Here is a 21,746-nt window from a genome sequence, read left to right as displayed (position 1 = left end):
TAAAGAAACTGGTCCGCTATTTGAATGATAGATCGATGCGGACTATATGGGGATTAATCTTTTAATTTTAACGGTGGTTCCGATACGAGATGGGTGCAAACGACTTTGTGACGATCTTTTTCCTGGTGGCGGCAGTGCTGATCTTCTTTCAGCTGCGCAGTGTTCTTGGCCGCCGCACGGGGAATGAGAAGCCGCCGCGCGATCTCTATGGTTCCGCAGATCCGGCAAATGGCCCGACGCCGCCGGATGCCGGCAAGGTGGTGACCCTGCCGCGGCGCGATGCGACCGAAGAGGAAGACCGTTTTGCCGCCATCGATACCTTCGCCCCGGCTGGTACGCCGCTGAACGACTCGCTGCGTGAAGTGAGCAAGGCTGATCCCGCCTTCAACCCGAAGGAATTCGTCAACGGCGCCCGCATGGCCTATGAGATGATCGTTATGGCCTTTGCCGATGGCGATCGCAAGTCTTTGAAGGGACTGCTGTCGCGTGAGGTCTATGAAGGTTTCGATACCGCCATCGCCGATCGCGAGGCTAAGGGCGAGAAGGTCAAATCGACCTTCATCGGCATCGACAAGGCTGATATCCTCAGCGCCGAGATGAAGGGAACGGAATCCTTCATCACCATGCGCATCGTTAGCCAGATGATTTCCGCCATCTACGACAAGAGCGGCACCGTGATCGATGGCGATGCCGAAGCTGTGGCCGAGATCAGCGACCTGTGGACCTTCGCCCGCGACACGCGTTCGCGCGATCCGAACTGGAAACTCGTGGCGACCGAATCCGAACAATGACGATCCCATTGCAGGAATTCAGGCTGGAGCCGGCAACCTTCGCCGATCTGAAGGGCTGGAAGGACGATGATCCTTCCAGCCTTTTTCGCGCCATGAAGGACTGTCGAGCCTATATCCGCGACGTGAAGCCCTATCGCACGGGCGCGGCCGGACTGACTGCGGCCGATCTCCTGACGCTCCTCGATGCCGCAGAGGGAAGAGAGCCGCAAAGCGCGCCCGACGCCCGGGCATTTTTCGAGGAGCATTGCCAACCGTTCTTCATTCGCCGCGATGGCGGCGCGACCGGTTTCGTGACGGCCTTCTATGAGCCGGAAATCGAAGTTTCGGCCGAACCGGACGAAACCTACCGCTACCCCTTTTATCGCCGGCCGGCTGATCTAATCGATCTGGACGACGCCAACCGCCCCGCTGGGCTTGACCGGTCCTATATGTTCGGCAGGCTCCAGGGCGGCGCAATTTCCGCCTATCCCGATCGCGGTGAGATCGATCGCGGCTATCTCGACGGCAAGGGGCTGGAGATCGCCTGGGCGAAATCCAAGGTTGATGTCTTCTTCGTGCATGTGCAGGGCGCGGCGCGCCTGCGCTATCCGGATGGGCGTCTCGGCCGCATCACCTATGCCGCCAAGGCCGGTCATCCCTTCTCGGCGGTTGGGCGCCTGCTCATAGAGCGCGGCTTGCTGGACCGCGCCACGATCTCCATGCAGACGATCCGCGACTGGCTCTATGCACACCCTGAACAGGTCGACGAGGTCCTCTGGCACAATCGATCCTATATCTTCTTCCGCGAGGCTGATGTCAGCGATCCGGCGTTGGGTCCGATCGCAGCTGCAAAGGTGCCGCTGGTGGCGGGTCGGTCCCTTGCGATCGATCGGCTAATCCACACCTTCGGCTTTCCCTTCTTCATCCGTTCGGAAAGCCTGACCCATCTCGATGGCGGCAAGCCTTTCGCGCGGCTGATGCTGGCGCTCGACACGGGCTCGGCGATCGTCGGGCCGGCGCGCGGAGATATCTTTACCGGTTCGGGTTATGATGCCGGAGAGCTCGCCGGCACCGTGCGCAATGACGCCGATTTTTATATTCTCATTCCGAAAGCGGCGGCGCAAAGGTTCGGCTGATGGCCCCGGAACGGCAGAACAAGGAACGAAAGCTCAGCGCGGAGGACCGCATCCTTTGGGGAAAGGTCGCCAAGAGCGCCCGCCCCATGCCGGGCCGCATGGCGGATATCGAGGCTTTCGAAGCGGCGCTGCGTGCAGAAGCCGAAAAAGAGGAAAGCGGCCGTGCCGCGAAGGCGAAGACAGCGCCCGCCCCGGCAGAAACCCAGGAAGCACCGGCGCCTGCGAAGCAGCCCAGCGGCCGACACCACCCGCTGGAACGCCCCGTCAAACGCAAGATCGCCAAGGGCCACCTGGCGCTTGAGGCCCGCATCGACCTTCATGGCCTCATCCAGAGCGAGGCGCATTCCATGCTTCTGGATTTTCTGCTGCGAGCTCACAGCCGCGGCCTTCGCCATGTGCTTGTCATAACCGGCAAGGGCAGCTCCATGGGCAGCGAGGGCGCGCTGAAGCGCGCCGTACCGCTCTGGTTTTCCAAACCGGAATTCCGCTGTCTGATCTCTTCCTACGAGACGGCGGCGCAACATCATGGCGGCGAGGGTGCGCTTTATATCCGCCTGTCGCGCTTGAAGGGGGAGAAGCTTTGACCCCCTTCGGCGAAGCCGTGCGAAAGCTGAGATTACGCAAGGGCGTCTCGCAGAAGCAGATGGCGGCGGCGTTGAATGTGACTCCGGCTTACTTATCCGCCTTAGAACATGGGAAGCGCGGCTTGCCGACCTTCGACCTGCTGCAGCGCATTGCCGGATATTTCAATATCATCTGGGACGAAGCCGAAGAACTTTTCCTGCTGGCCCGGTTTTCCGATCCGCGCGTCGTCGTCGATACATCCGGGCTTGCGCCCGAATATACGGCCTTCGTCAATCACTTGGCGGGCAAGATCCGCGGCCTTGACGCCGCGACGATCCGGGAGCTGAGCCGAGTTCTGGAAAATGCCGGGAAAACCGGCTGAAAACCGCCTTAATCCCCTGTTTTATACTTGATTTCGGGGCCTTCCGTTTGGAACTTCAGGGCGAAACATCCTATATACAGGCGAGGAAAAACCGCTGATTCGTTGGAGCCGGATGATTTCAGGTCGAAACGACCTAAAATCTGAATCCGCTCTAGACTCAAAGAAGTAGGGCATGATGTCGTCCGAAATGCGCTGACACTTTTCGGCATCATGCTCTAGGGATCGGCATGGTTCTCTAAACTACTGGAAAGACTTCAATATATGAGCGACACATCCGTAACCGATAACGGTGGCAACGCCGAGTATGGCGCAGATTCCATCAAGGTCCTGAAAGGACTTGATGCGGTGCGCAAGCGTCCCGGCATGTATATCGGCGATACGGATGACGGCTCGGGCCTGCATCACATGGTCTATGAGGTCGTCGACAACGCCATTGACGAGGCCTTGGCCGGCCATGCCGATATTGTGACGGTCACGCTCAATCCCGATGGCTCGGTGACGGTTACGGACAACGGCCGCGGCATTCCGACGGCTATTCACACTGGCGAAGGTGTTTCGGCGGCTGAAGTCATCATGACCCAGCTTCACGCCGGCGGCAAGTTCGACCAGAATTCCTACAAGGTGTCCGGCGGTCTGCATGGCGTCGGCGTTTCCGTCGTCAACGCGCTCTCCGTCTGGCTACGCCTGAAGATCCGCCGTCACGGCAAGATCCACGAAATGAGCTTCACCCATGGCGTTGCCGATGCGCCGCTAAAGGAGACCGGTGACGCGGGCGATGCCACGGGCACGGAAGTCAGCTTCATGCCGAGCACCGAAACCTTCACCATGACGGAATTCGACTACGGCACCCTGGAGCATCGCCTGCGCGAACTCGCCTTCCTCAATTCCGGCGTCCGCATCCTGCTGTCCGACAAGCGCCATTCCGACGTCAGGCAGGAAGAAATGCTTTATGATGGCGGCCTGGAAGCCTTCGTTTCCTATCTCGACCGCGCCAAGAAGCCGCTGGTCGACAAGCCGGTCTCCATCCACGGCGAGAAGGATGGCATCACCGTCGAAGTGGCGATGTGGTGGAACGACAGCTACCATGAAAACGTGCTCTGCTTCACCAACAACATCCCGCAGCGCGACGGTGGCACCCATATGGCCGGCTTCCGCGGGGCCTTGACGCGCCAGATCACCTCCTACGCCGATACATCGGGCATCACCAAGAAAGAGAAGGTGACGCTGACCGGCGATGACTGCCGCGAGGGCCTGACCGCGGTGCTCTCGGTCAAGGTTCCCGATCCGAAATTTTCGTCGCAGACCAAGGATAAGCTGGTTTCCTCCGAGGTTCGCCCGGTGGTCGAAAGCCTGGTCAACGAGGCGCTCGGCACCTGGCTCGAAGAACATCCGTCCGAAGCCAGGGTGCTGGTCGGCAAGGTCGTTGAGGCCGCCGCTGCCCGCGAAGCCGCCCGCAAGGCGCGTGAACTGACCCGCCGCAAGGGTGCGCTGGATATCGCCTCGCTGCCCGGCAAGCTTGCCGACTGCTCCGAGCGCGATCCTGCCAAATCCGAGGTCTTCCTCGTCGAGGGTGACTCGGCGGGCGGTTCGGCCAAGCAAGGCCGCTCGCGCGAAAACCAGGCCATCCTGCCGCTGCGCGGCAAGATCCTGAACGTCGAGCGCGCCCGCTTCGACAAGATGCTGTCGAGCCAGGAAATCGGCACGCTGATCACCGCGCTCGGCACCGGCATCGGCAAGGACGAATTCAACGCCGAGAAGCTGCGTTATCACAAGATCATCATCATGACGGACGCAGACGTCGACGGCGCGCATATTCGTACGCTGCTCTTGACCTTCTTCTTCCGCCAGATGCCCGATCTCATCGAGCGTGGTCACCTCTATATCGCCCAGCCGCCGCTCTATAAGGTGACGCGCGGCAAGTCGGTGCAGTATGTCAAGGATGAGAAGGCGCTCGAGGAATATCTGATCGGCCAGGGCACCGAGGATGCAAGCCTGCATCTTGGCAATGGCGAAGTTCGCGCCGGCCACGATCTGCGCGAGGCGATCTACGATGCGCTGCGACTGCGCACCCTGATCGACAATCTGCATTCCCGCTACAATCGCTCCGTCGTCGAACAGGCATCGATCGCCGGCGCACTCAATGCCGAAATGGTCAGCGATTCCGCACGTGCCGAAGCGCTGGTGAATGATGTTGCCAAGCGGCTTGACGTCATCGCCGAGGAAACCGAGCGCGGCTGGAGCGGTGCCGTGACGGACGAGGGCGGTCTGCGCTTCGAGCGCACGGTGCGTGGCGTCAAGGAAGTCGTCTTCCTCGACCTGGCGCTCATCGGCTCGCAGGATGCCCGCCTCATCGATCAGTTGGGCTCTCGCCTGAAGGAAGTCTACCAGACCCCGCCGAAGCTCGTTCGCCGCGATGGCGAGAAGGAGATTTCCGGTCCGCGCATGCTGCTGGATATGATCTTCGCGGGGGGACGCAAGGGCTTGACGCTGCAGCGCTACAAAGGCCTCGGCGAAATGAATGCCGAGCAGCTCTGGGAAACGACGCTCGATCCGAACGTCCGCACGTTGCTGCAGGTGAAGGTCACGGATGCCACCGATGCTGACGGGCTGTTTGCCCGGCTCATGGGCGACGAAGTCGAGCCGCGGCGCGAGTTCATTCAGGATAACGCACTGAACGTCGCCAATCTCGACATCTGATCAGTTGCCGAACATCATGAAAAAGGCCCGCCGGCTGTCTGGTGGGCCTTTTCCATTTTTATCAATTACTTGGCGATAAAGGTGCCGTTGAAGGCGAGCCCCGAAAGCGGATTGCGCTGGCTCGGCACTTCGCGCTCGCGCAGCTTTTCCGGAAGCTGGTTTTTGTCGCCGACCTTACCGATCGCGACGGCGGCTTCGACGCGAAAGCCTTCGGGAATGCCGAGGACCTCATAGGATTTTTCGACATGGAAGCCGGTCATGCCATGGGCTTCATAGCCGGCTAGATGCGCCTGGATTGCCAGGAAGCCCCATGCGGTTCCTGCATCGAAGGAATGGCTGTAGCTGGGCTTCTGCTCGGCCGAACCAAGCTCGCCGTTATGAGTGCGCGAGATGACGAAAAGCAGGGCGGCCGCGGATTTCACCCAGCCCTGATTGAAGTCGATCAGGACGCTCAGGAACCTGTCCCAGTGTTCCGAGCCACGCAGCGCATAAAGAAAGCGCCAGGGCTGCAGGTTCGAGGCGGAGGGTGCCCAGTGCGCCGCTTCCAGAATGGTCAGCAGGTCGGCTTCCGGCATGGTTTCATTGGAATAGGCGCGGGGAGACCAGCGATCGAGAAAGAGCTTGTCGATCGGGTATTGGGATTCGCGGCTGTTGCTGGATGTCATGGGAGCTTCTTTCGTCAGGGAGGGCTAGCCCGCGGGCCGCTGGAAGCGGTCCGTTGGCTGGCTATGAACACGGGATGGGAACCTATACTCTGGCCGCACCGGCAGTCCAGGCCACGTCGAGCTCTTCGCGAAAAGCAAAGCGCTTGAGATGATCGGCGACGACGTTCTGCATGCGCTCGAGATCTTCAGGCTTCTCGACCGTCAGCGTCATGACCAAGAGGCCGGGCTTGGCCGCCAGATCGAGGGAGTTTTCCGGGCTGAAGGGCACCTTGCCGGCCGCCGCATCGAATTCCACGCTGAAGCGATGGCTCCAGTGCTTGCAGAGCTGTTGGAGATAGCGGCTGGCATGATCGGTTTTAACGTTGGAAACGGATGTCGCCATGGGATGATGCTCCAATAAGCCTGATCGCAAAACCTGATCTCAGTCAGCACTTTTCATACATAGAGCCATCCGCATCCTCCAGGTAGACAGTCTGTTTCAAGTTTGCGTTATTCCGGTGAAATTCTGTTCCGCTATGGTGTCCTTATGAAGGAACAGGTGCGAGTGGAGATGCAGCCTTGCTGGTAAATGGAAAATGGACCGAGGATTGGCAGCCGGTCCAGGCCAAGGATGAGAAGGGCGGCTTCGTCCGCCAGACCTCGAGCTTTCGGAATTGGGTAACGCCCGATGGCCGAACGGGGCAGACGGGCGAGAGCGGTTTCAAAGCGGAGGCCGGCCGCTATCACCTCTATGTCGCGCTGATCTGCCCCTGGGCGTCGCGCACCCTGATCGGCCGCAAGCTGAAGGGGCTGGAGGACGTTATTTCCGTTTCGGTCGTCGAACCGGTGCTTTCCAAGCAGGGTTGGCGTTTTGGCGATTATCCCGGTGCCACGAATGACGCCGTCCATGGCGTCACCTACATGCACGAGATCTACACGAAGGCCGATCCTCATTTCACCGGCCGCGCCACCGTCCCGGTGCTGTGGGACAAGCGAACCGGCACGATCGTCAACAATGAGTCGGCTGACATCCTGCGCATGTTGAACGACGGTTTTGGTGATCTGGCTCGCAACGACATCGATCTTTATCCGGCCGGCAAGCGGGAAGAGATCGACCGTCTCAATGCCCGGATCTATCCCGCTCTCAACAATGGCGTCTATCGCGCCGGCTTTGCCACGACGCAGGTCGCCTATGAAGATGCCTTCAACGAAGTATTCGCCTGTCTCGATCGGGTGGAGGCGGAACTGGAGGGCAAGACATTCCTCTTTGCCGACAATCCCACGGAAAGCGATATCAGGCTGTTCGTCACCCTCGTCCGCTTCGATGTCGCCTATTACGGCCTGTTCAAATGCAATCTCCGCCGCCTGTCCGACTATGCCAATCTCCAATCCTTCTGCCGTCGCATGCTTGATTGGCCGGGGATTGCGGAAACGGTCAGCTTCGATCATATCAAGCGCGGCTACTACTCGATAGCGACGCTCAATCCCACAGGCATCGTGCCGCTGGGGCCTGCCCTCGACGAGCTGTTCTGATACTCGACCGGGTACCAAAACCGGTCTAAGGTCCGCCCGTTCGATGGAGCAGGGAGGACCGTCATGGATTGGGAGCAGTTCCGGCAGTGGTCGGAGAAGGCGGCGCATTGGGGCGCGGATTATCGCGCATCGCTTCGCGACAGGCCGGTCCGGGCGAAGATAGCGCCGGGAGAAATCGCCGCCCGCATCGCGGACTCCCCGCCGGTAACAGGCGAAGCCATGGAGGATATCTTCAAGGATTTTGAGGATATCCTCGTCCCCGGCATGACGCATTGGCAGCATCCACGCTTCTTCGCCTATTTTCCCGCCAATGCTGCTCCCGTCTCGGTGATCGCCGAATATCTGGTCAGCGCCATCGCTGCCCAATGCATGCTGTGGCAGACATCGCCCTCGGCGACCGAGCTGGAAACCAAGGTGGTCGACTGGCTGCGCCAGGCCCTTGGCCTCCCCAGCCGCTTCACCGGCGTCATCCAGGATTCCGCCTCGACGGCAACGCTTGCAGCCGTTCTGGTCATGCGGGAAAGGGCGCTCGATTGGCGGGGCAACAGCCAAGGCCTCGCGGCGAACAAGGCGGTGCGAATCTATTCCACCGATCAGGTCCACACCTCGATCGATCGAGCCATCTGGATATCCGGCGTCGGCGCGGAGAACCTTGTCCGCATTCCCTCTGGCGGCCCCAATAGCGCCATGGATACGCAGGCGCTCGCGACCGCGATCGAGCGAGATCGCGCAGCGGGCCTGCTGCCGGCCGGCGTGATCGCCTGTGTCGGCGGCACCAGCATCGGTGCTTGCGACGATATCGCCGCAGTTGTCGAAGTCGCGCACCGTTATGGACTTTATGTGCATGTCGACGCTGCCTGGGCAGGCTCCGCAATGATCTGCCCGGAATTCCGGACGCTATGGCAAGGCGTCGAGAAGGCTGATTCCATCGTCTTCAATCCGCATAAATGGCTTGGCGCTCAGTTCGATTGTTCGGTCCAGTTCATCTGCGAGCCGGAATCCCTGGTGCGCACGCTGGCAATCCATCCGGAATTTCTGCGTACCCACGGCCATGATGGCATTACCAATTATTCCGAATGGTCGGTGCCGCTCGGCCGCCGCTTCCGTGCGCTGAAGCTGTGGTTCCTACTGCGCTATCACGGGCTCGAAGGCTTGCGGACGATGATCCGCAACCATGTCGGCTGGTCCGAGACCCTGGCAAGGCGTCTGGCCGCCGAGCCGGATTTCGAGATCGTCACCCAGCCGTTCCTGTCGCTCTTCTCTTTCGACCACAAAGCGCCCGCCGGCGCTGATCAGGAAAATCATACTCAGCGTCTGATCGCCGCCATCAACAATGATGGGCGCATTTATCTGACGCAGACGCGGGTGGGCGGTCGATTAGTCATTCGCTTTCAGGCCGGACAGTTCGAGACGACGGCGGAAGATGTCGATATGGCCTTCGTCACGATCGTTGAAATCGCACGATCTTTGCCGTCCGCATAGGAAAAGTTGTTGTTCCGCCGCGGGCAGACAAGACGTGTTATGCTCCGAAATCGATTGATGACACTGGTGAATAATTCGTTCATATATGATGTTATCAATTTCGTCTTTGAAAATGCAGGGAAGGAAAATCCATGAAATTGTTGCGTGTTGGCGAAGTCGGCAAGGAAAAGCCGGCGCTTCTGGATAGCGACGGCAAGATCCGCGATCTCTCCGCCCATGTCGCCGATATCGGCGGCGAGGCCATTTCGCCCGCCGGTCTGGCAAAGATTGCAGCCCTCGATCCGAAGAGCCTGCCCGAACTGACGGAAGGCCGCCTTGGCGCCTGCGTTGCCGGCACGGGCAAGTTCATCTGCATCGGCCTAAATTTCTCCGACCATGCTGCCGAAACCGGCGCCACCGTGCCGCCCGAGCCGATCATCTTCATGAAGGCAAGCTCGGCCATTGTCGGCCCGAACGACAACGTGCTGATCCCACGCGGCTCGGAAAAGACCGATTGGGAGGTCGAGCTCGGCGTCGTCATCGGCAAGAAGGCGAAATATGTCAGCGAAGCCGATGCGCTGGAGTATGTCGCCGGTTACTGCGTCTCGCACGACGTATCCGAACGCGCCTTCCAGACCGAGCGCTCGGGGCAATGGACCAAGGGCAAGTCCTGCGACACCTTCGGCCCGATCGGCCCCTGGCTCGTCACCAAGGACGAGATTGCCGATCCGCAGAATCTCGGCATGTGGCTCAAGGTCAACGGCAAGATGATGCAGAACGGTTCGACCAGGACCATGGTCTATGGCGTAGCCTACCTCGTATCCTATCTCAGCCAGTTCATGTCGCTGCACCCGGGCGATGTCATTTCCACCGGCACGCCACCCGGCGTCGGCATGGGCATGAAGCCGCCGCAATATCTCAAGCCGGGCGATGTCGTCGAACTCGGCATGGAAGGCCTGGGCTCCCAGCGGCAGACCTTCCTGGCTGACGCATGACGCGTAAAGCTCGGGAACTTTAACTTTTTGAGATCATTGTTGATGCCGGAGAAGCGATTCTCCGGCGTTTTTTACAGGAAGAATCGGCAGCCGTTATGTTGCTCTGCAGCAAAAGCTGCTAGGTTGGATAGTAAGAGCTTAAAGGATGAGGCGCAGAGGAGCCGCGATCATCCTGCTGCGCAGGGCGACTGGAGAAGCGCCACAGCGAAGATAGCGACACGCAAGGCGCGTGCGTTTTAATGATTTAGGTGATTTGCGTGGTCGCATACCCGCATCACGAAAGGTAAAGCCCCCATGTTTTATCAGTTTTACGAACTCAATCATGCCGCTCTCGCCCCTTTTCGCGCTGCTGCGGACATGATGCGCCTGGCCTATGCCAATCCGCTTAATCCTCTTTCGCACACCGTCTTCGGCCGCACCTTAACGGCCAGCCTCGAGGTTTTCGAGCGCACGACCAGGCGCTACGGCAAGCCGCAATTCGGGCTGCATGAGACGACGATTGAGGACAAGCCGGTCTCGGTGCATGAGAAGATCGTCTGGAAGAAGCCGTTCTGCAATCTCATCCATTTCGAGCGCAGCCTGCCCGCCGGCCATGGGGCGGATCCCCGCATCCTGATCGTCGCGCCGATGTCGGGCCATTATGCCACGCTGCTGCGCGGCACGGTGGAAGCCCTGCTGCCGGGCGCCGATATCTACATCACTGACTGGATCGATGCCCGCATGGTGCCGATGACCGATGGCACTTTCGATCTGGAGGACTATATCGATTACGTCATCGAAATATTGCATCATCTCGGGCCGGATACGCATGTGGTCGCCGTCTGTCAGCCCTCGGTGCCTGTCCTGGCGGCCGCCGCCGTGATGGAAGCGGCGGGCGACCGCCTGGCGCCTTCGTCGATGACGCTGATGGGAGGCCCGATCGACACCCGCATCAACCCGACCGCCGTCAACCAGCTCGCCAAGGAAAAGCCGCTGGAATGGTTTGCCGACAATGTCGTCATGAACGTGCCCTGGCCGCAGCCGGGCTTTATGCGGCCAGTCTATCCCGGCTTCCTGCAGCTTTCCGGCTTCATGTCGATGAACCTCGATCGCCATATGATCGCCCACAAGGACTTTTTCGTCCATCTCGTCAAGAATGACGGCGAGCCGGCTGAGAAGCACCGCGATTTCTATGACGAATATCTGGCCGTCATGGATCTGACGGCGGAATTCTATCTGCAGACCGTCGATCAGGTGTTCATCAAGCATGCGCTGCCCAAGGGCGAACTCATGCATCATGGCGAGCGCGTCGATCCCTCCGCCATCCGCAACATCGCGTTGCTGACCGTCGAAGGCGAGAACGACGATATTTCCGGCGTCGGCCAGACCCATGCGGCGCAGACAATCTGCACCAACATCCCAGAGCACATGCGCATGCACTATCTGCAGCCGGATGTCGGCCATTACGGGGTCTTCAACGGCTCGCGCTTCCGCCGCGAAATCGCGCCGCGCATTCTGGCCTTCACGCGCGAGCATGCCCGCACCGGCAGGCCAATCGTCAAGAGGGTCATCAAGGGCGGAAAATCTGCCTGAGAGCACATAAAATCAAATAGATAGCGCGACCGGACTGCGGATGGGAAGCCAAGCCGCCCCGGCAGCGCAAACTATTAGCTTTTGTTGAATTAATCTGGCGGATTCAAACACTTGTCCGATTCCGCCTGGCGATGCCATTGAAGCCTCACGAAGAGGTTACCATCTCGATTCCAGCGGTACCGCAGAGATGTCGGGCCGTTTACCGCGCCGCGCGTCCTTGGAACGCGCTGAGATGCAGGTAGAGCTTTAAAAACCGCGCAGAAGCCTTTCCATCGATCGCTGTCGGTCGAGGGGCAATGCGCCGTGCGAGGATACCTGACAATGAACCAATCTGCATTGCTTCGCCCGGATTGGACTCCGGCTACTATTGCCCTGATGGTGCTCGGCTTCGTGGTCTTCTGGCCGCTGGGCTTCGCCATGCTCGCCTATATTCTCTTCGGAGAACGTTTGCGGGATTTCAAACGGGACGTGAATGAAAGAACCGACGGCATGTTCGCCGGCTGCGGCCGTCATCGCGGCCGTCACCGCCATTCCTTCTCCACCGGTAACGTCGCCTTCGACGATTGGCGCAAGGCTGAACTCGAGCGCCTCGAAGAGGAGCGCCGCAAGCTCGACGAGATGCGTGCCGAGTTCGACACCTATGCCCGCGAGCTGCGCCGTGCCAAGGACCAGGAAGAGTTCGACCGCTTCATGCGCGAGCGCAACAGCGTCAAGCGCAATGACAATGGCGGCTCGCCGACTGAATTCCAGACGCCGTGACGGAAGTTCCGTCACGAGGTCAAAACCGGCATCGTTCGATGCCGGTTTTTCTTTGGCAGAAACCGCAAAGCAAGTCGCGCAAAAATGCGCAGCGGTTTTGCGATAACGACATGCGTAAATCAAAGACCAAAGCGCACGGAGCGAATCTGAAAGATTGCGACGCGCTTTGGCGAATCATATAAAACTGCCTCATGTTTCCGCTGCTCTCCAGATCCCGCAAACCGCCGGCCAAGCCGCCCGCGCCGGAAACGCGCACCCTCGATGTCGCCGGCCGGCTGATGCCGCTGACGATCCGCCAGCATGAGCGGGCGACGCGCATAACGCTTAGGATCGAGCCCGGCGGGCGATCGCTGAAGATGACCATTCCGCGCGGCCTTGCCGCCCGCGAGGTCAACGCCTTTCTCGACCGGCACCAGGGTTGGCTTCTGACCAAGCTGGCGAGGTTTACTGTCGACAACGGCCTGCGCAGCGGCAGCGAAATCCTCCTGCGTGGCGTGCGTCACCGCATCGAGCATACGGGCAGCCTGCGCGGCCTGACCGAAGCTATCGTCGTCGAGGGCGTTCCGGTGCTGCGCGTCAGCGGAATGCCGGAACATGCCGGCCGCCGCATCGCGACCTTCCTGAAGAAGGAGGCCCGCGCCGATCTGGAAAAACTCGTGGCGGTGCATGCCAAGTCCATCCGCGCCACGGTCACCTCCATCGCCATGAAGGATACCCGCAGCCGCTGGGGTTCCTGTTCCTCTCAGGGAAATCTGAGCTTTTCCTGGCGCATCGTCATGGCGCCGCCGCTGGTCATCGATTACCTCGCCGCCCACGAGGTCGCGCATTTGCGCGAAATGAACCACGGCCCGCGCTTCTGGGCGCTCTGTCGCAAGCTCTGCCCCGACATGGACGAGGCCAAGGCCTGGCTGAAGCGCCATGGCAGCCAGCTGCACGCGATCGATTTCGATTGAGAAGGCTACTTGGGCCGACAGAGACATGTTACCCCGCCTAAGGCCTTTGCCCCTCGCACACGGAACGGTTCATTCAGGTGCGACAATGCGGATGGGACGTGTTCCGATCGGGGCGCCGGTCGCACGATCAATGGTAATGGGGTCGATCTCACTACCAGTTTCAGCGTCAAAGAACCGGGTCACCCCGTCGCTTGAGCGATGCTTTCGCCCCCATGCGCCAATCGCAAACAAGACCGGCAGAAAGTCCTGTCCGGCCGCAGTCAGCACGTATTCATCGCGCGGAGGCCGCTCGGAGTAGCGGCGTTTCTCCAGCAGACCGTCTCCCGTAAGCGCGGCTAGTCGAGCGGTCAGCATCGTCGGCGCGATGCCAAGGCTCTTGCGAAACTCGTCGAAGCGAGTGAGCCCCGCATGGGCGTCTCGCATGATCAGCATGCTCCACGCGTCTCCCACCAGTGCAAGGCTGCGGGCAATCAGGCAAGGCTGGTTTGAAAGATTCTTCATGTCGATATCTTTTTGATAGTGACTTACTACGGATTTGATAGTAACAGAATGTCCATCGATGTTCCATGTCAAAATGAAAGCTGAAACCGATGAGCAAGACAGAACGCGGCGTCGCCCTGGTCACGGGCGCTTCTTCCGGCATTGGGCTGGTGACCGCACTGGCGTTGCAGCGCGATGGATATAGGGTATTTGGAACCAGCCGGAAGCCGATGGTCGCCGCTCCTGCAGGCGTGACAATGCTGGTCTGCGACGTCACTGACGACGAATCCGTGCAGCAAGCAGTTGATGAGATACTGGTCACCGCGGGACGGATCGATCTGCTCGTTAACAATGCCGGGATTGGATTGCTTGGCGGCGCGGAGGAATCCTCCGCGGTGCAGGCGAGGGCTCTTTTCGACGTGAACGTGTTCGGTGTCCTGCGGATGACGAATGCTGCCCTGCCTGTCATGCGACGCCAGCGAAAAGGCAGGATCGTCAATATGAGCTCTATACTTGGGCTGATTCCCGCTCCCTTCAACGCTCTCTATGCATCGACGAAGCATGCGATCGAGGGCTATTCCGAATCCCTCGACCATGAAGTCCGCACGCTGGGCATTCGCGTCGTTCTCGTCGAACCGGGTGTCACCCGAACATCCTTCGAAGAGAACATCACGCGGCCGGATCGGCCGCTCCTTCCGTACGATGCGGCTCGCGCCGACGCTGAGAAGCTGATGCGAGAAATCGTCGAGACAGGGGATGCGCCGGAGGTGGTCGCCGCCATTGTGGTCAAAGCCGCCAACGCCGCTTCACCCAAGAGGCGCTATACTGCAGGCAATGCGGCAAGACAGGTCCGCTTCCTGCGCCGGTTCCTGCCCGAATCATTGGTCGACAAGAGCCTTCGCAAATTTAACAGACTTCCCGCTTGATCTCCGCCACCGTAACCTCAGAAGAAGAAAGCTATGACTCATGAAGGCATTCCTGATCGATCGCTATACAAAAGGCGGCACTCTGCGACTTGGTACAGTACCCGAGCCGGAGTTGCGGGAACATGATGTCCTGGTCCAGATCCATGCCGCCAGCGTGAACATCCTGGATGCCAAGATCAGGAATGGCGAGTTCAAAGTCATCCTGCCCTATAGGCTACCGCTGATCCTCGGCAACGATGTCGCTGGGGTCGTGGTCCGAGTCGGCTCCAGGGTCCGCGGCTTTAAGCCCGGCGACGAAGTGTATGCGCGTCCGGCCCAGGATCGCATCGGCACGTTCGCGGAGTTCATCGCGATGAACGAGGCGGATGTGGCAATGAAGCCGCAGAACCTGACGATGGAAGAGGCAGCGTCTTTGCCTCTCGTTGCATTGACCGCCTGGCAGGTGCTCGTTGAGCGGGCAAATCTGAAGAAAGGGCAAAAGGTACTTATCCACGCGGGCTCCGGCGGCGTGGGGACGGTTGCCATTCAGCTCGCCAAATACCTCGGAGCGCATGTTGCGACGACGACGAGCACTGCCAATGTCGATCTCGTCAAAAGTCTCGGCGCGGATGTGGTCGTCGACTATAAGAAGGACGATTTCGAGAAGGTACTGCAGGGATATGACGTCGTTTTGAACAGCCTTGGCAAGGACACGCTGGAGAAATCGCTTCGCGTCCTGAAGCCCGGTGGAAAGCTCATATCGATTTCCGGTCCGCCGGATGCGGCATTTGCCAGGCAGAATGGTTCCGGATGGTTGCTTCAGCAGCTCATGGGGCTGCTGAGCTCCGGCATTCGTAGAAAATCAAAACGTCACGGCGTCAGCTATTCGTTCCTCTTCATGACCGCGAATGGCGGGCAGCTCGGCAAGATCACCTCGTTGATAGAAGCAGGGGTCATGAGAGCAGTCGTTGATCGGGTCTTCCCGTTCCAGAGCACGAATGAGGCGCTGGCTTATGCTGAGACCGGTCGCGCCAAGGGCAAGGTCGTGATTGCCGTGAAGTGAGCGCGAACTGTTGTTTCAGAAGGCCACCGCGTGGGGCTCAGGCCGAAAAACCGCGCCTGACCGTCGCCTTTAGGCTCGACTCTTTTGAAATTTCATGTCACTCCGCTGCCATGAACCCCGATGTCAAAATTTGTGGTCTGAAGACTCCGGAAGCGGTGGATCGTGCTCTTGAGCGCGGCGCTACCCATATCGGTTTCATCTTCTTTGAAAAAAGCCCGCGCTATATCGAGCCCGATCTGGCCGGCCAGCTGGCGGAGCGCGCGCGCGGCAAGGCGAAGATCGTTGCCGTCACGGTCAATCCCACCAATGACGATCTCGATGAGATCATGGCTCTGGTGAAGCCGGATATGTTGCAGCTTCATGGCAATGAAAGCCCGGAGCGCGTGCTGACCATCAAGGCGGTCCACAATGTTCCGGTCATGAAGGCCATGTCGGTGCGCGAGGCCGATGACCTGAAGCGGGTGGAATCCTATATCGGCATTGCCGACCGTTTCCTGTTCGACGCCAAGCCGCCCGCCGGCTCTGTGCTGCCGGGCGGAAACGGCGTATCCTTCGATTGGAGCCTGATGAGCTGGCTCGACGATCGCGTGGATTACATGCTGTCGGGCGGCGTCAACAAGGACAATGTCGCCGAGGCGCTGGCCTCCACCAAGGCCACCGGCATCGACCTTTCCTCCGCGCTGGAAAGTGCGCCGGGCGTGAAGGATCTCGGCAAGATCGACCAGTTTTTCGACGCTTTTGCAGAAGCATGTCTGCCGGAACCGGCAGCAGGGAGTAGAGAGTGAACCAGACGCCCAAACCCAATTCCTTCCGCTCCGGCCCCGATGAGGACGGTCGTTTCGGCATTTACGGCGGTCGTTTCGTAGCCGAAACGCTCATGCCGCTAATCCTGGATCTGCAGGAGGAATGGAATAGGGCAAAGGACGATCCAGCCTTCCAGGCGGAGTTGAAATCGCTCGGCACGCATTATATCGGCCGTCCGAGCCCGCTCTATTTCGCCGAACGCCTGACGGCCGAGCTTGGCGGCGCCAAGATCTACTTCAAGCGCGAGGAGCTGAACCACACCGGTTCGCACAAGATCAACAATTGCATCGGCCAGATCCTGCTCGCCAAGCGCATGGGCAAGACCCGCATCATCGCTGAAACCGGCGCCGGCCAGCATGGCGTCGCGTCCGCAACCGTTGCCGCCCGCTTCGGCCTGCCCTGCGTCGTCTACATGGGTGCGACCGATGTCGAGCGCCAGGCGCCGAACGTCTTCCGCATGAAGCTGCTGGGCGCCGAGGTCATTCCGGTGACGGCCGGCAGCGGCACGCTGAAGGACGCTATGAACGAAGCCCTTCGCGATTGGGTCACCAATGTCGATGACACCTATTATCTGATCGGCACGGCCGCCGGCCCGCATCCCTATCCGGAAATGGTTCGCGATTTCCAGGCTGTGATCGGCACCGAAGCCCGCGCGCAAATGTTGGAAGCCGAAGGCCGCCTGCCGGATCTCGTTATCGCTGCCGTCGGCGGCGGCTCGAACGCCATCGGCATCTTCCATCCCTTCCTCGATGACGAAAGCGTCAAGATCGTCGGCGTCGAAGCCGGCGGCAAGGGCCTGCAAGGCGATGAGCATTGCGCCTCGATCACCGCCGGTTCGCCCGGCGTGCTGCATGGCAACCGTACCTACCTGCTGCAGGACGGCGACGGCCAGATCAAAGAGGGCCATTCGATTTCGGCCGGTCTCGACTATCCCGGCATCGGTCCGGAACATTCCTGGCTGAACGATATCGGCCGCGCCGAATATGTGCCGATCATGGACCATGAGGCGCTGGAAGCCTTCCAGACGCTGACGCGCCTCGAAGGCATCATTCCGGCGCTCGAGCCGAGCCATGCGCTCGCCGAGGTGATCAAGCGCGCCCCGAAGATGGGCAAGGACGAGATCATCCTGATGAACCTCTCCGGCCGCGGCGACAAGGATATCTTCACCGTCGGCAAGATTCTGGGAATGTGAGTTAGACGCCATGACCGCACGTATGGACAAACGCTTCGCCGCTTTGAAGGCTGAAGGCCGCCCGGCACTCGTCACCTATTTCATGGGTGGCGATCCCGATTACGACACCTCGCTCGGCATCATGAAGGCACTGCCGGAAGCCGGCGCCGACGTCATCGAGCTCGGCATGCCTTTCTCCGATCCGATGGCAGACGGCCCGGCGATCCAGCTCGCCGGCCAGCGTGCCCTGAAGGCCGGCCAGACGCTGAAGAAGACGCTGCAGCTCGCCGCCGATTTCCGTAATGTCGATGCCGATACGCCGATCGTAATGATGGGCTATTACAATCCGATCTATATCTACGGCGTCGAAAACTTCCTCGATGACGCGATTGCCGCCGGCATCGACGGCCTGATCGTCGTCGACCTGCCGCCGGAAATGGATGACGAGCTCTGCATCCCGGCGATCCGCAAGGGCATCAACTTCATCCGCCTCGCGACGCCGACCACCGATGACAAGCGACTGCCGACGGTTTTGAAGAACACGACCGGCTTCGTCTACTACGTCTCGATGAACGGCATCACCGGCTCGGCCCTGCCGGATCCGTCGCTGGTCTCCGGCGCCGTCAAGCGGATCAAGCAGCACACGGACCTGCCGGTTTGCGTCGGCTTCGGCGTCAAGACGGCCGAACATGCCAAGCTGATCGGCGCTTCCGCCGACGGCGTGGTCGTCGGCACCGCGATCGTCAACCAGATCGCCACCAGCCTGACCAAGGACGGCAATGCAACGGCCGATACCATCCAGGCCGTGGCCACCCTGGTGCGCGGCCTGTCGACAGGCACCCGTTCCGCCCGCCTTGTTGCCGCCGAATAGTTTCCCCATATAGGCTTTTCGGCAATCCCCTGCGGATTGATGAAAAGGCCTATGGGCATTTGGTGACGACTGAGCTATCGATTAATTCGGTCGATTAGGAGTTTCGAATTGAACTGGATCACGAACTACGTCCGCCCGCGGATCAATTCCATGCTGGGCCGTCGCGAGGTTCCGGAGAATCTCTGGATCAAGTGCCCGGAAACCGGCGAAATGGTCTTCCACAAGGATCTGGAGGACAACAAGTGGGTCATCCCCGCTTCCGGCTTCCACATGAAAATGCCGGCCAAGGCCCGTCTTGTCGATCTATTCGACAATGGCGAATATGAAGCCCTGCCGCAGCCGAAGGTCGCTCAGGACCCGCTGAAGTTCCGCGACTCGAAAAAATACACCGATCGCCTCAAGGATAGCCGCATCAAGACCGAGCAGGAGGATACGATCCTTTCCGGCCTCGGCAAGGTTCGCGGCTTGAAGCTCGTCGCGATCGTGCATGAATTCAACTTCATCGGCGGTTCGCTCGGCATGGCGGCCGGCGAAGCCATCGTGAAGGCTTTCGAGCGCGCGATCGCCGAAAAATGTCCCGTTGTCATGTTCCCGGCTTCGGGTGGCGCGCGCATGCAGGAGGGCATCCTGTCGCTGATGCAGCTGCCGCGCACGACCGTTGCCGTCGACATGCTGAAGGAATCGGGCCAGCCCTATGTCGTGGTTCTGACCAATCCGACGACCGGCGGCGTCACGGCCTCCTATGCCATGCTCGGCGATATTCATCTCGCCGAACCCGGCGCCGAAATCGGCTTTGCCGGCAAGCGCGTGATCGAGCAGACGCTGCGTGAAAAACTTCCAGAAGGCTTCCAGACATCGGAATACCTGCTGGAGCACGGCATGGTCGACATGGTCGTCAAGCGTCACGACATTCCGGACACCTTGGCAACCCTTTTGAAGATCCTGACCAAGGTGCCCGCCAACGACGTGTCCGCCAAGAGCAAGAACGGTGCTGCGCTGGCGGTGGCGGCGAGCGCCTGACATTATCGATTGCGGACTGGCGGAGGTGCGGGATGACGGCTATGGATCAATCCGCAATGAGCGAGGCAGCACGGGAAATCGAGAAGCTCATGGGATTGCATCCCAAGGGCTTCGACCTCTCTTTGGAGAGAATTACCCGGCTCCTCGACGTCCTCGGCAACCCTCATAAAAAATTGCCGCCGGTGATCCATGTCGCCGGCACCAACGGCAAGGGCTCGGTGACGGCCTTCTGCCGCGCCCTGCTCGAAGCCGGCGGCTATAGCGTGCATGTCCACACCTCGCCGCATCTCGTCAACTGGCACGAGCGTTATCGCATCGGCGTCAAGGGCGGTCGCGGCAAGCTTGTCGACGATGCCGTGTTCGCCGATGTGCTCAGGCGCATCGCCAAGGCCAATGACGGGCAGAAGATCACCGTCTTCGAAATCTTGACGGCCGCGACTTTCCTCCTTTTTGCCGCGCATCCGGCCGATGCCGTCGTCATCGAGGTCGGCCTTGGCGGCCGCTTCGATGCCACCAATGTCATTTCCGATCCCGCCGTCTCGGTCATCATGCCGATTTCGCTCGATCACCAGCCCTATCTCGGCGATCGCGTCGAGCTGATCGCGGCCGAGAAGGCGGGCATTCTCAAGGCCGGCCATCCTGTCGTCATCGGCCATCAGGAATATGACGCCGCGCTCGACGTGCTGATATCGACGGCCGAGCGCCTTCGTTGCCCGACCGCCGTGTTCGGCCAGGATTTTTCCGCCCATGAGGAATATGGCAAGCTGGTCTATCAAGACGAGTTCGGCCTGGCCGACCTGCCGCTGCCGCGCTTGCCGGGCCGCCACCAATATGGCAACGCCGCTGCCGCCATACGGGCGGTAAAGGCCGCCGGTTTCGTCGTCACCGAAGCGATGATGGAAAAGGCGATGACATCGGTGGAGTGGCCGGGACGCCTGCAGCGGCTGACGGAGGGCGAGCTGATGCCGCATGCCCCCGAGCGCGCGGAAATCTGGGTCGATGGCGGCCACAATCCCGGCGCCGGCGAAGTCATCGCGGAGGCCATGGCGAATTTCGAGGAGCGTCGGCCACGGCCTCTGTTCCTGATCATCGGCATGATCAACACCAAGGACCCCGTGGGATACTTCAAGGCCTTCGCCGGCCTTGCGGAGAAGGTCTATTGCGTGCCGATCCGCGGCAGCGATGCGATGATCGACCCGGTTATCCTGGCCAATGCCGCCTATGATGCCGGCCTGATAGCCGAACCGATGTCGAGCGTGGTCGAGGCGCTGGATGCGATCAAGTCTGTGGCTGTGCCGAATGCGCCAGCGCCACGCATTCTGATCGGCGGCTCCCTCTATCTGGTCGGCGATGTCCTTGCCGACAACGGCACGCCGCCGCGTTAATTCCGGGGGGTTACTCACCACCCGCCCTCGTGGTTCGAGACGGCTCTGAGGGCCTCCTCACCATGAGAGCTATACTCTTACCCGGCTCGCAACTCACTCCGTCCTCATCCTGAGCCTGTCGAAGGATCAGGGCGGCCATGGGCAAGCGCAAACACGGCACGATTGCCGAGGTGCGAAGCCTCGAAAAGCGAGGATGGTCACTCTTTGACCAAAAAAAGCCCCGCCGAAGCGGGGCCTTTGTTCTATACGATCGATACCGATCAGGATGCGCTGGAAATCCAGTTCTGCAGGGCCGTCTTGGGAGCGGCGCCGACCTTGATGTCGGCGACTTCGCCGGCCTTGAACATGGCAAGCGTCGGGATCGAGCGAACGCCGAACTGTGCGGCCAGTTCCGGATTTTCGTCGATGTTGAGCTTGGCAACCTTGACCTTGCCTTCGAACTGCACGGCGAGCTCTTCGAGAGCCGGAGCGATCATCTTGCACGGACCACACCACTCGGCCCAGAAATCAACGACGACAGGCTCTGCAGACTGCAGCACTTCGGTGGCGAAGTTGGAGGTATCGACTTTAACGGTAGCCAT

At 60.2% G+C, this 21,746-nt stretch carries 22 protein-coding genes; 18 read left to right on the top strand and 4 right to left on the bottom strand.

The genetic code is table 11. The features are described from left to right. Nucleotides 1-89 precede the first annotated feature (89 nt). The 5 genes from HGP16_RS20765 (at nucleotide 90) to gyrB (ending at nucleotide 5,549) form a co-directional block, all read left to right on the top strand. Nucleotides 90-791: a Tim44/TimA family putative adaptor protein gene (locus HGP16_RS20765; protein ID WP_168841901.1), complete on the top strand. Its 702-nt coding sequence runs from the start codon at nucleotides 90-92 to the stop codon at nucleotides 789-791. Continuing rightward, complete coding sequence (locus HGP16_RS20760) at nucleotides 788-1,906, top strand: murein transglycosylase A (RefSeq protein WP_168841900.1); 1,119 nt, start codon at nucleotides 788-790, stop codon at nucleotides 1,904-1,906. Before HGP16_RS20765 ends, HGP16_RS20760 begins: the two co-directional genes overlap by 4 nt. After that, the gene (locus tag HGP16_RS20755) at nucleotides 1,906-2,490 is read left to right on the top strand and encodes a Smr/MutS family protein (protein WP_168841899.1); all 585 of its coding nucleotides are present in this window, start codon (nucleotides 1,906-1,908) and stop codon (nucleotides 2,488-2,490) included. Before HGP16_RS20760 ends, HGP16_RS20755 begins: the two co-directional genes overlap by 1 nt. Continuing rightward, entirely contained in the window at nucleotides 2,487-2,852 is a 366-nt protein-coding gene (locus HGP16_RS20750; RefSeq protein ID WP_168841898.1) for a helix-turn-helix domain-containing protein, read from the top strand. The genes HGP16_RS20755 and HGP16_RS20750 overlap by 4 nt, the downstream gene beginning before the upstream one ends. A gap of 261 nt (nucleotides 2,853-3,113) precedes the next feature. Then, on the top strand, nucleotides 3,114-5,549 hold the full coding sequence (gene gyrB, locus HGP16_RS20745; RefSeq protein ID WP_168841897.1) for a DNA topoisomerase (ATP-hydrolyzing) subunit B: 2,436 nt from the start codon (nucleotides 3,114-3,116) through the stop codon (nucleotides 5,547-5,549). A 65-nt stretch (nucleotides 5,550-5,614) separates the two neighbouring features. Here gyrB and HGP16_RS20740 read toward each other — a convergent pair whose 3' ends face one another. After that, nucleotides 5,615-6,214 (bottom strand): nitroreductase family protein, encoded by a 600-nt coding sequence (locus HGP16_RS20740; RefSeq protein ID WP_168841896.1) that lies wholly within the window; start codon nucleotides 6,212-6,214, stop codon nucleotides 5,615-5,617. 82 nt (nucleotides 6,215-6,296) lie between these two features. Then, on the bottom strand, nucleotides 6,297-6,596 hold the full coding sequence (locus HGP16_RS20735) for a DUF2218 domain-containing protein (RefSeq protein ID WP_168841895.1): 300 nt from the start codon (nucleotides 6,594-6,596) through the stop codon (nucleotides 6,297-6,299). Between the two features lie 176 nt (nucleotides 6,597-6,772). On the opposite strand from HGP16_RS20735, the gene HGP16_RS20730 reads away from it, so the two are divergent. The 6 genes from HGP16_RS20730 (at nucleotide 6,773) to HGP16_RS20705 (ending at nucleotide 13,466) form a co-directional block, all read left to right on the top strand. Then, a complete protein-coding gene (locus HGP16_RS20730; protein ID WP_168841894.1) occupies nucleotides 6,773-7,726 on the top strand; it encodes a glutathione S-transferase family protein in 954 nt (317 codons plus the stop codon). 63 nt (nucleotides 7,727-7,789) lie between these two features. Continuing rightward, nucleotides 7,790-9,208, top strand: a complete 1,419-nt coding sequence (locus HGP16_RS20725) for a pyridoxal-dependent decarboxylase (protein WP_168841893.1) — start codon at nucleotides 7,790-7,792, stop codon at nucleotides 9,206-9,208. A 131-nt stretch (nucleotides 9,209-9,339) separates the two neighbouring features. Continuing rightward, a complete protein-coding gene (locus HGP16_RS20720) occupies nucleotides 9,340-10,182 on the top strand; it encodes a fumarylacetoacetate hydrolase family protein (RefSeq protein WP_168841892.1) in 843 nt (280 codons plus the stop codon). 294 nt (nucleotides 10,183-10,476) lie between these two features. Further along, nucleotides 10,477-11,754, top strand: a complete 1,278-nt coding sequence (locus HGP16_RS20715) for a polyhydroxyalkanoate depolymerase (RefSeq protein ID WP_168841891.1) — start codon at nucleotides 10,477-10,479, stop codon at nucleotides 11,752-11,754. A 321-nt stretch (nucleotides 11,755-12,075) separates the two neighbouring features. Beyond that, entirely contained in the window at nucleotides 12,076-12,513 is a 438-nt protein-coding gene (locus HGP16_RS20710) for a DUF2852 domain-containing protein (RefSeq protein ID WP_168841890.1), read from the top strand. Between the two features lie 191 nt (nucleotides 12,514-12,704). Then, complete coding sequence (locus HGP16_RS20705) at nucleotides 12,705-13,466, top strand: M48 family metallopeptidase (protein ID WP_168841889.1); 762 nt, start codon at nucleotides 12,705-12,707, stop codon at nucleotides 13,464-13,466. A 69-nt stretch (nucleotides 13,467-13,535) separates the two neighbouring features. Here HGP16_RS20705 and HGP16_RS20700 read toward each other — a convergent pair whose 3' ends face one another. Further along, nucleotides 13,536-13,967: a helix-turn-helix domain-containing protein gene (locus HGP16_RS20700; protein WP_168841888.1), complete on the bottom strand. Its 432-nt coding sequence runs from the start codon at nucleotides 13,965-13,967 to the stop codon at nucleotides 13,536-13,538. An 89-nt stretch (nucleotides 13,968-14,056) separates the two neighbouring features. Between HGP16_RS20700 and HGP16_RS20695 the strand changes: the two genes are divergently transcribed. From HGP16_RS20695 to HGP16_RS20665, 7 genes are all read left to right on the top strand, one after another. Beyond that, a complete protein-coding gene (locus HGP16_RS20695) occupies nucleotides 14,057-14,872 on the top strand; it encodes an oxidoreductase (protein WP_168841887.1) in 816 nt (271 codons plus the stop codon). A gap of 40 nt (nucleotides 14,873-14,912) precedes the next feature. After that, complete coding sequence (locus HGP16_RS20690) at nucleotides 14,913-15,914, top strand: NADP-dependent oxidoreductase (RefSeq protein ID WP_168841886.1); 1,002 nt, start codon at nucleotides 14,913-14,915, stop codon at nucleotides 15,912-15,914. 110 nt (nucleotides 15,915-16,024) lie between these two features. Beyond that, the gene (locus HGP16_RS20685; RefSeq protein WP_168841885.1) at nucleotides 16,025-16,699 is read left to right on the top strand and encodes a phosphoribosylanthranilate isomerase; all 675 of its coding nucleotides are present in this window, start codon (nucleotides 16,025-16,027) and stop codon (nucleotides 16,697-16,699) included. After that, complete coding sequence (gene trpB / locus HGP16_RS20680) at nucleotides 16,696-17,910, top strand: tryptophan synthase subunit beta (protein WP_168841884.1); 1,215 nt, start codon at nucleotides 16,696-16,698, stop codon at nucleotides 17,908-17,910. Before HGP16_RS20685 ends, trpB begins: the two co-directional genes overlap by 4 nt. A 10-nt stretch (nucleotides 17,911-17,920) precedes the next feature. Beyond that, nucleotides 17,921-18,760: a tryptophan synthase subunit alpha gene (gene trpA / locus HGP16_RS20675; RefSeq protein WP_168841883.1), complete on the top strand. Its 840-nt coding sequence runs from the start codon at nucleotides 17,921-17,923 to the stop codon at nucleotides 18,758-18,760. A 108-nt stretch (nucleotides 18,761-18,868) separates the two neighbouring features. Further along, nucleotides 18,869-19,780, top strand: coding sequence for an acetyl-CoA carboxylase, carboxyltransferase subunit beta (gene accD, locus HGP16_RS20670; protein WP_168841882.1), 912 nt, complete (start codon nucleotides 18,869-18,871; stop codon nucleotides 19,778-19,780). 56 nt (nucleotides 19,781-19,836) lie between these two features. Beyond that, nucleotides 19,837-21,165, top strand: coding sequence for a bifunctional folylpolyglutamate synthase/dihydrofolate synthase (locus HGP16_RS20665; RefSeq protein ID WP_205926648.1), 1,329 nt, complete (start codon nucleotides 19,837-19,839; stop codon nucleotides 21,163-21,165). Between the two features lie 260 nt (nucleotides 21,166-21,425). Here the strand turns inward: HGP16_RS20665 and trxA are convergent, their stop codons facing one another. Next, complete coding sequence (gene trxA, locus HGP16_RS20660; RefSeq protein WP_004127513.1) at nucleotides 21,426-21,746, bottom strand: thioredoxin; 321 nt, start codon at nucleotides 21,744-21,746, stop codon at nucleotides 21,426-21,428.

The organism is Rhizobium sp. P40RR-XXII, from assembly GCF_012641405.1.
Lineage (GTDB): Bacteria > Pseudomonadota > Alphaproteobacteria > Rhizobiales > Rhizobiaceae > Rhizobium.
The sequence above is the reverse complement of the archived record's forward strand: the minus strand, read 5'-3'. Positions and strand labels throughout refer to the sequence as shown.

Excerpts from the sequence above, each read along its gene's own strand:
- HGP16_RS20705 (WP_168841889.1), top strand. The coding sequence starts at position 12,705 with ATGTTTCCGCTGCTCTCCAGATCCCGCAAACCGCCGGCCAAGCCGCCC.
- HGP16_RS20765 (WP_168841901.1), top strand. The coding sequence starts at position 90 with ATGGGTGCAAACGACTTTGTGACGATCTTTTTCCTGGTGGCGGCAGTG.
- trpA (WP_168841883.1), top strand. The coding sequence starts at position 17,921 with ATGACCGCACGTATGGACAAACGCTTCGCCGCTTTGAAGGCTGAAGGC.
- gyrB (WP_168841897.1), top strand. The coding sequence starts at position 3,114 with ATGAGCGACACATCCGTAACCGATAACGGTGGCAACGCCGAGTATGGC.
- HGP16_RS20665 (WP_205926648.1), top strand. The coding sequence starts at position 19,837 with ATGAGCGAGGCAGCACGGGAAATCGAGAAGCTCATGGGATTGCATCCC.
- HGP16_RS20720 (WP_168841892.1), top strand. The coding sequence starts at position 9,340 with ATGAAATTGTTGCGTGTTGGCGAAGTCGGCAAGGAAAAGCCGGCGCTT.
- HGP16_RS20715 (WP_168841891.1), top strand. The coding sequence starts at position 10,477 with ATGTTTTATCAGTTTTACGAACTCAATCATGCCGCTCTCGCCCCTTTT.
- HGP16_RS20700 (WP_168841888.1), bottom strand. The coding sequence starts at position 13,967 with ATGAAGAATCTTTCAAACCAGCCTTGCCTGATTGCCCGCAGCCTTGCA.
- HGP16_RS20695 (WP_168841887.1), top strand. The coding sequence starts at position 14,057 with ATGAGCAAGACAGAACGCGGCGTCGCCCTGGTCACGGGCGCTTCTTCC.
- HGP16_RS20690 (WP_168841886.1), top strand. The coding sequence starts at position 14,913 with ATGAAGGCATTCCTGATCGATCGCTATACAAAAGGCGGCACTCTGCGA.
- HGP16_RS20710 (WP_168841890.1), top strand. The coding sequence starts at position 12,076 with ATGAACCAATCTGCATTGCTTCGCCCGGATTGGACTCCGGCTACTATT.
- HGP16_RS20685 (WP_168841885.1), top strand. The coding sequence starts at position 16,025 with ATGAACCCCGATGTCAAAATTTGTGGTCTGAAGACTCCGGAAGCGGTG.
- HGP16_RS20755 (WP_168841899.1), top strand. The coding sequence starts at position 1,906 with ATGGCCCCGGAACGGCAGAACAAGGAACGAAAGCTCAGCGCGGAGGAC.
- HGP16_RS20725 (WP_168841893.1), top strand. The coding sequence starts at position 7,790 with ATGGATTGGGAGCAGTTCCGGCAGTGGTCGGAGAAGGCGGCGCATTGG.
- trxA (WP_004127513.1), bottom strand. The coding sequence starts at position 21,746 with ATGGCTACCGTTAAAGTCGATACCTCCAACTTCGCCACCGAAGTGCTG.
- HGP16_RS20740 (WP_168841896.1), bottom strand. The coding sequence starts at position 6,214 with ATGACATCCAGCAACAGCCGCGAATCCCAATACCCGATCGACAAGCTC.
- HGP16_RS20735 (WP_168841895.1), bottom strand. The coding sequence starts at position 6,596 with ATGGCGACATCCGTTTCCAACGTTAAAACCGATCATGCCAGCCGCTAT.
- HGP16_RS20760 (WP_168841900.1), top strand. The coding sequence starts at position 788 with ATGACGATCCCATTGCAGGAATTCAGGCTGGAGCCGGCAACCTTCGCC.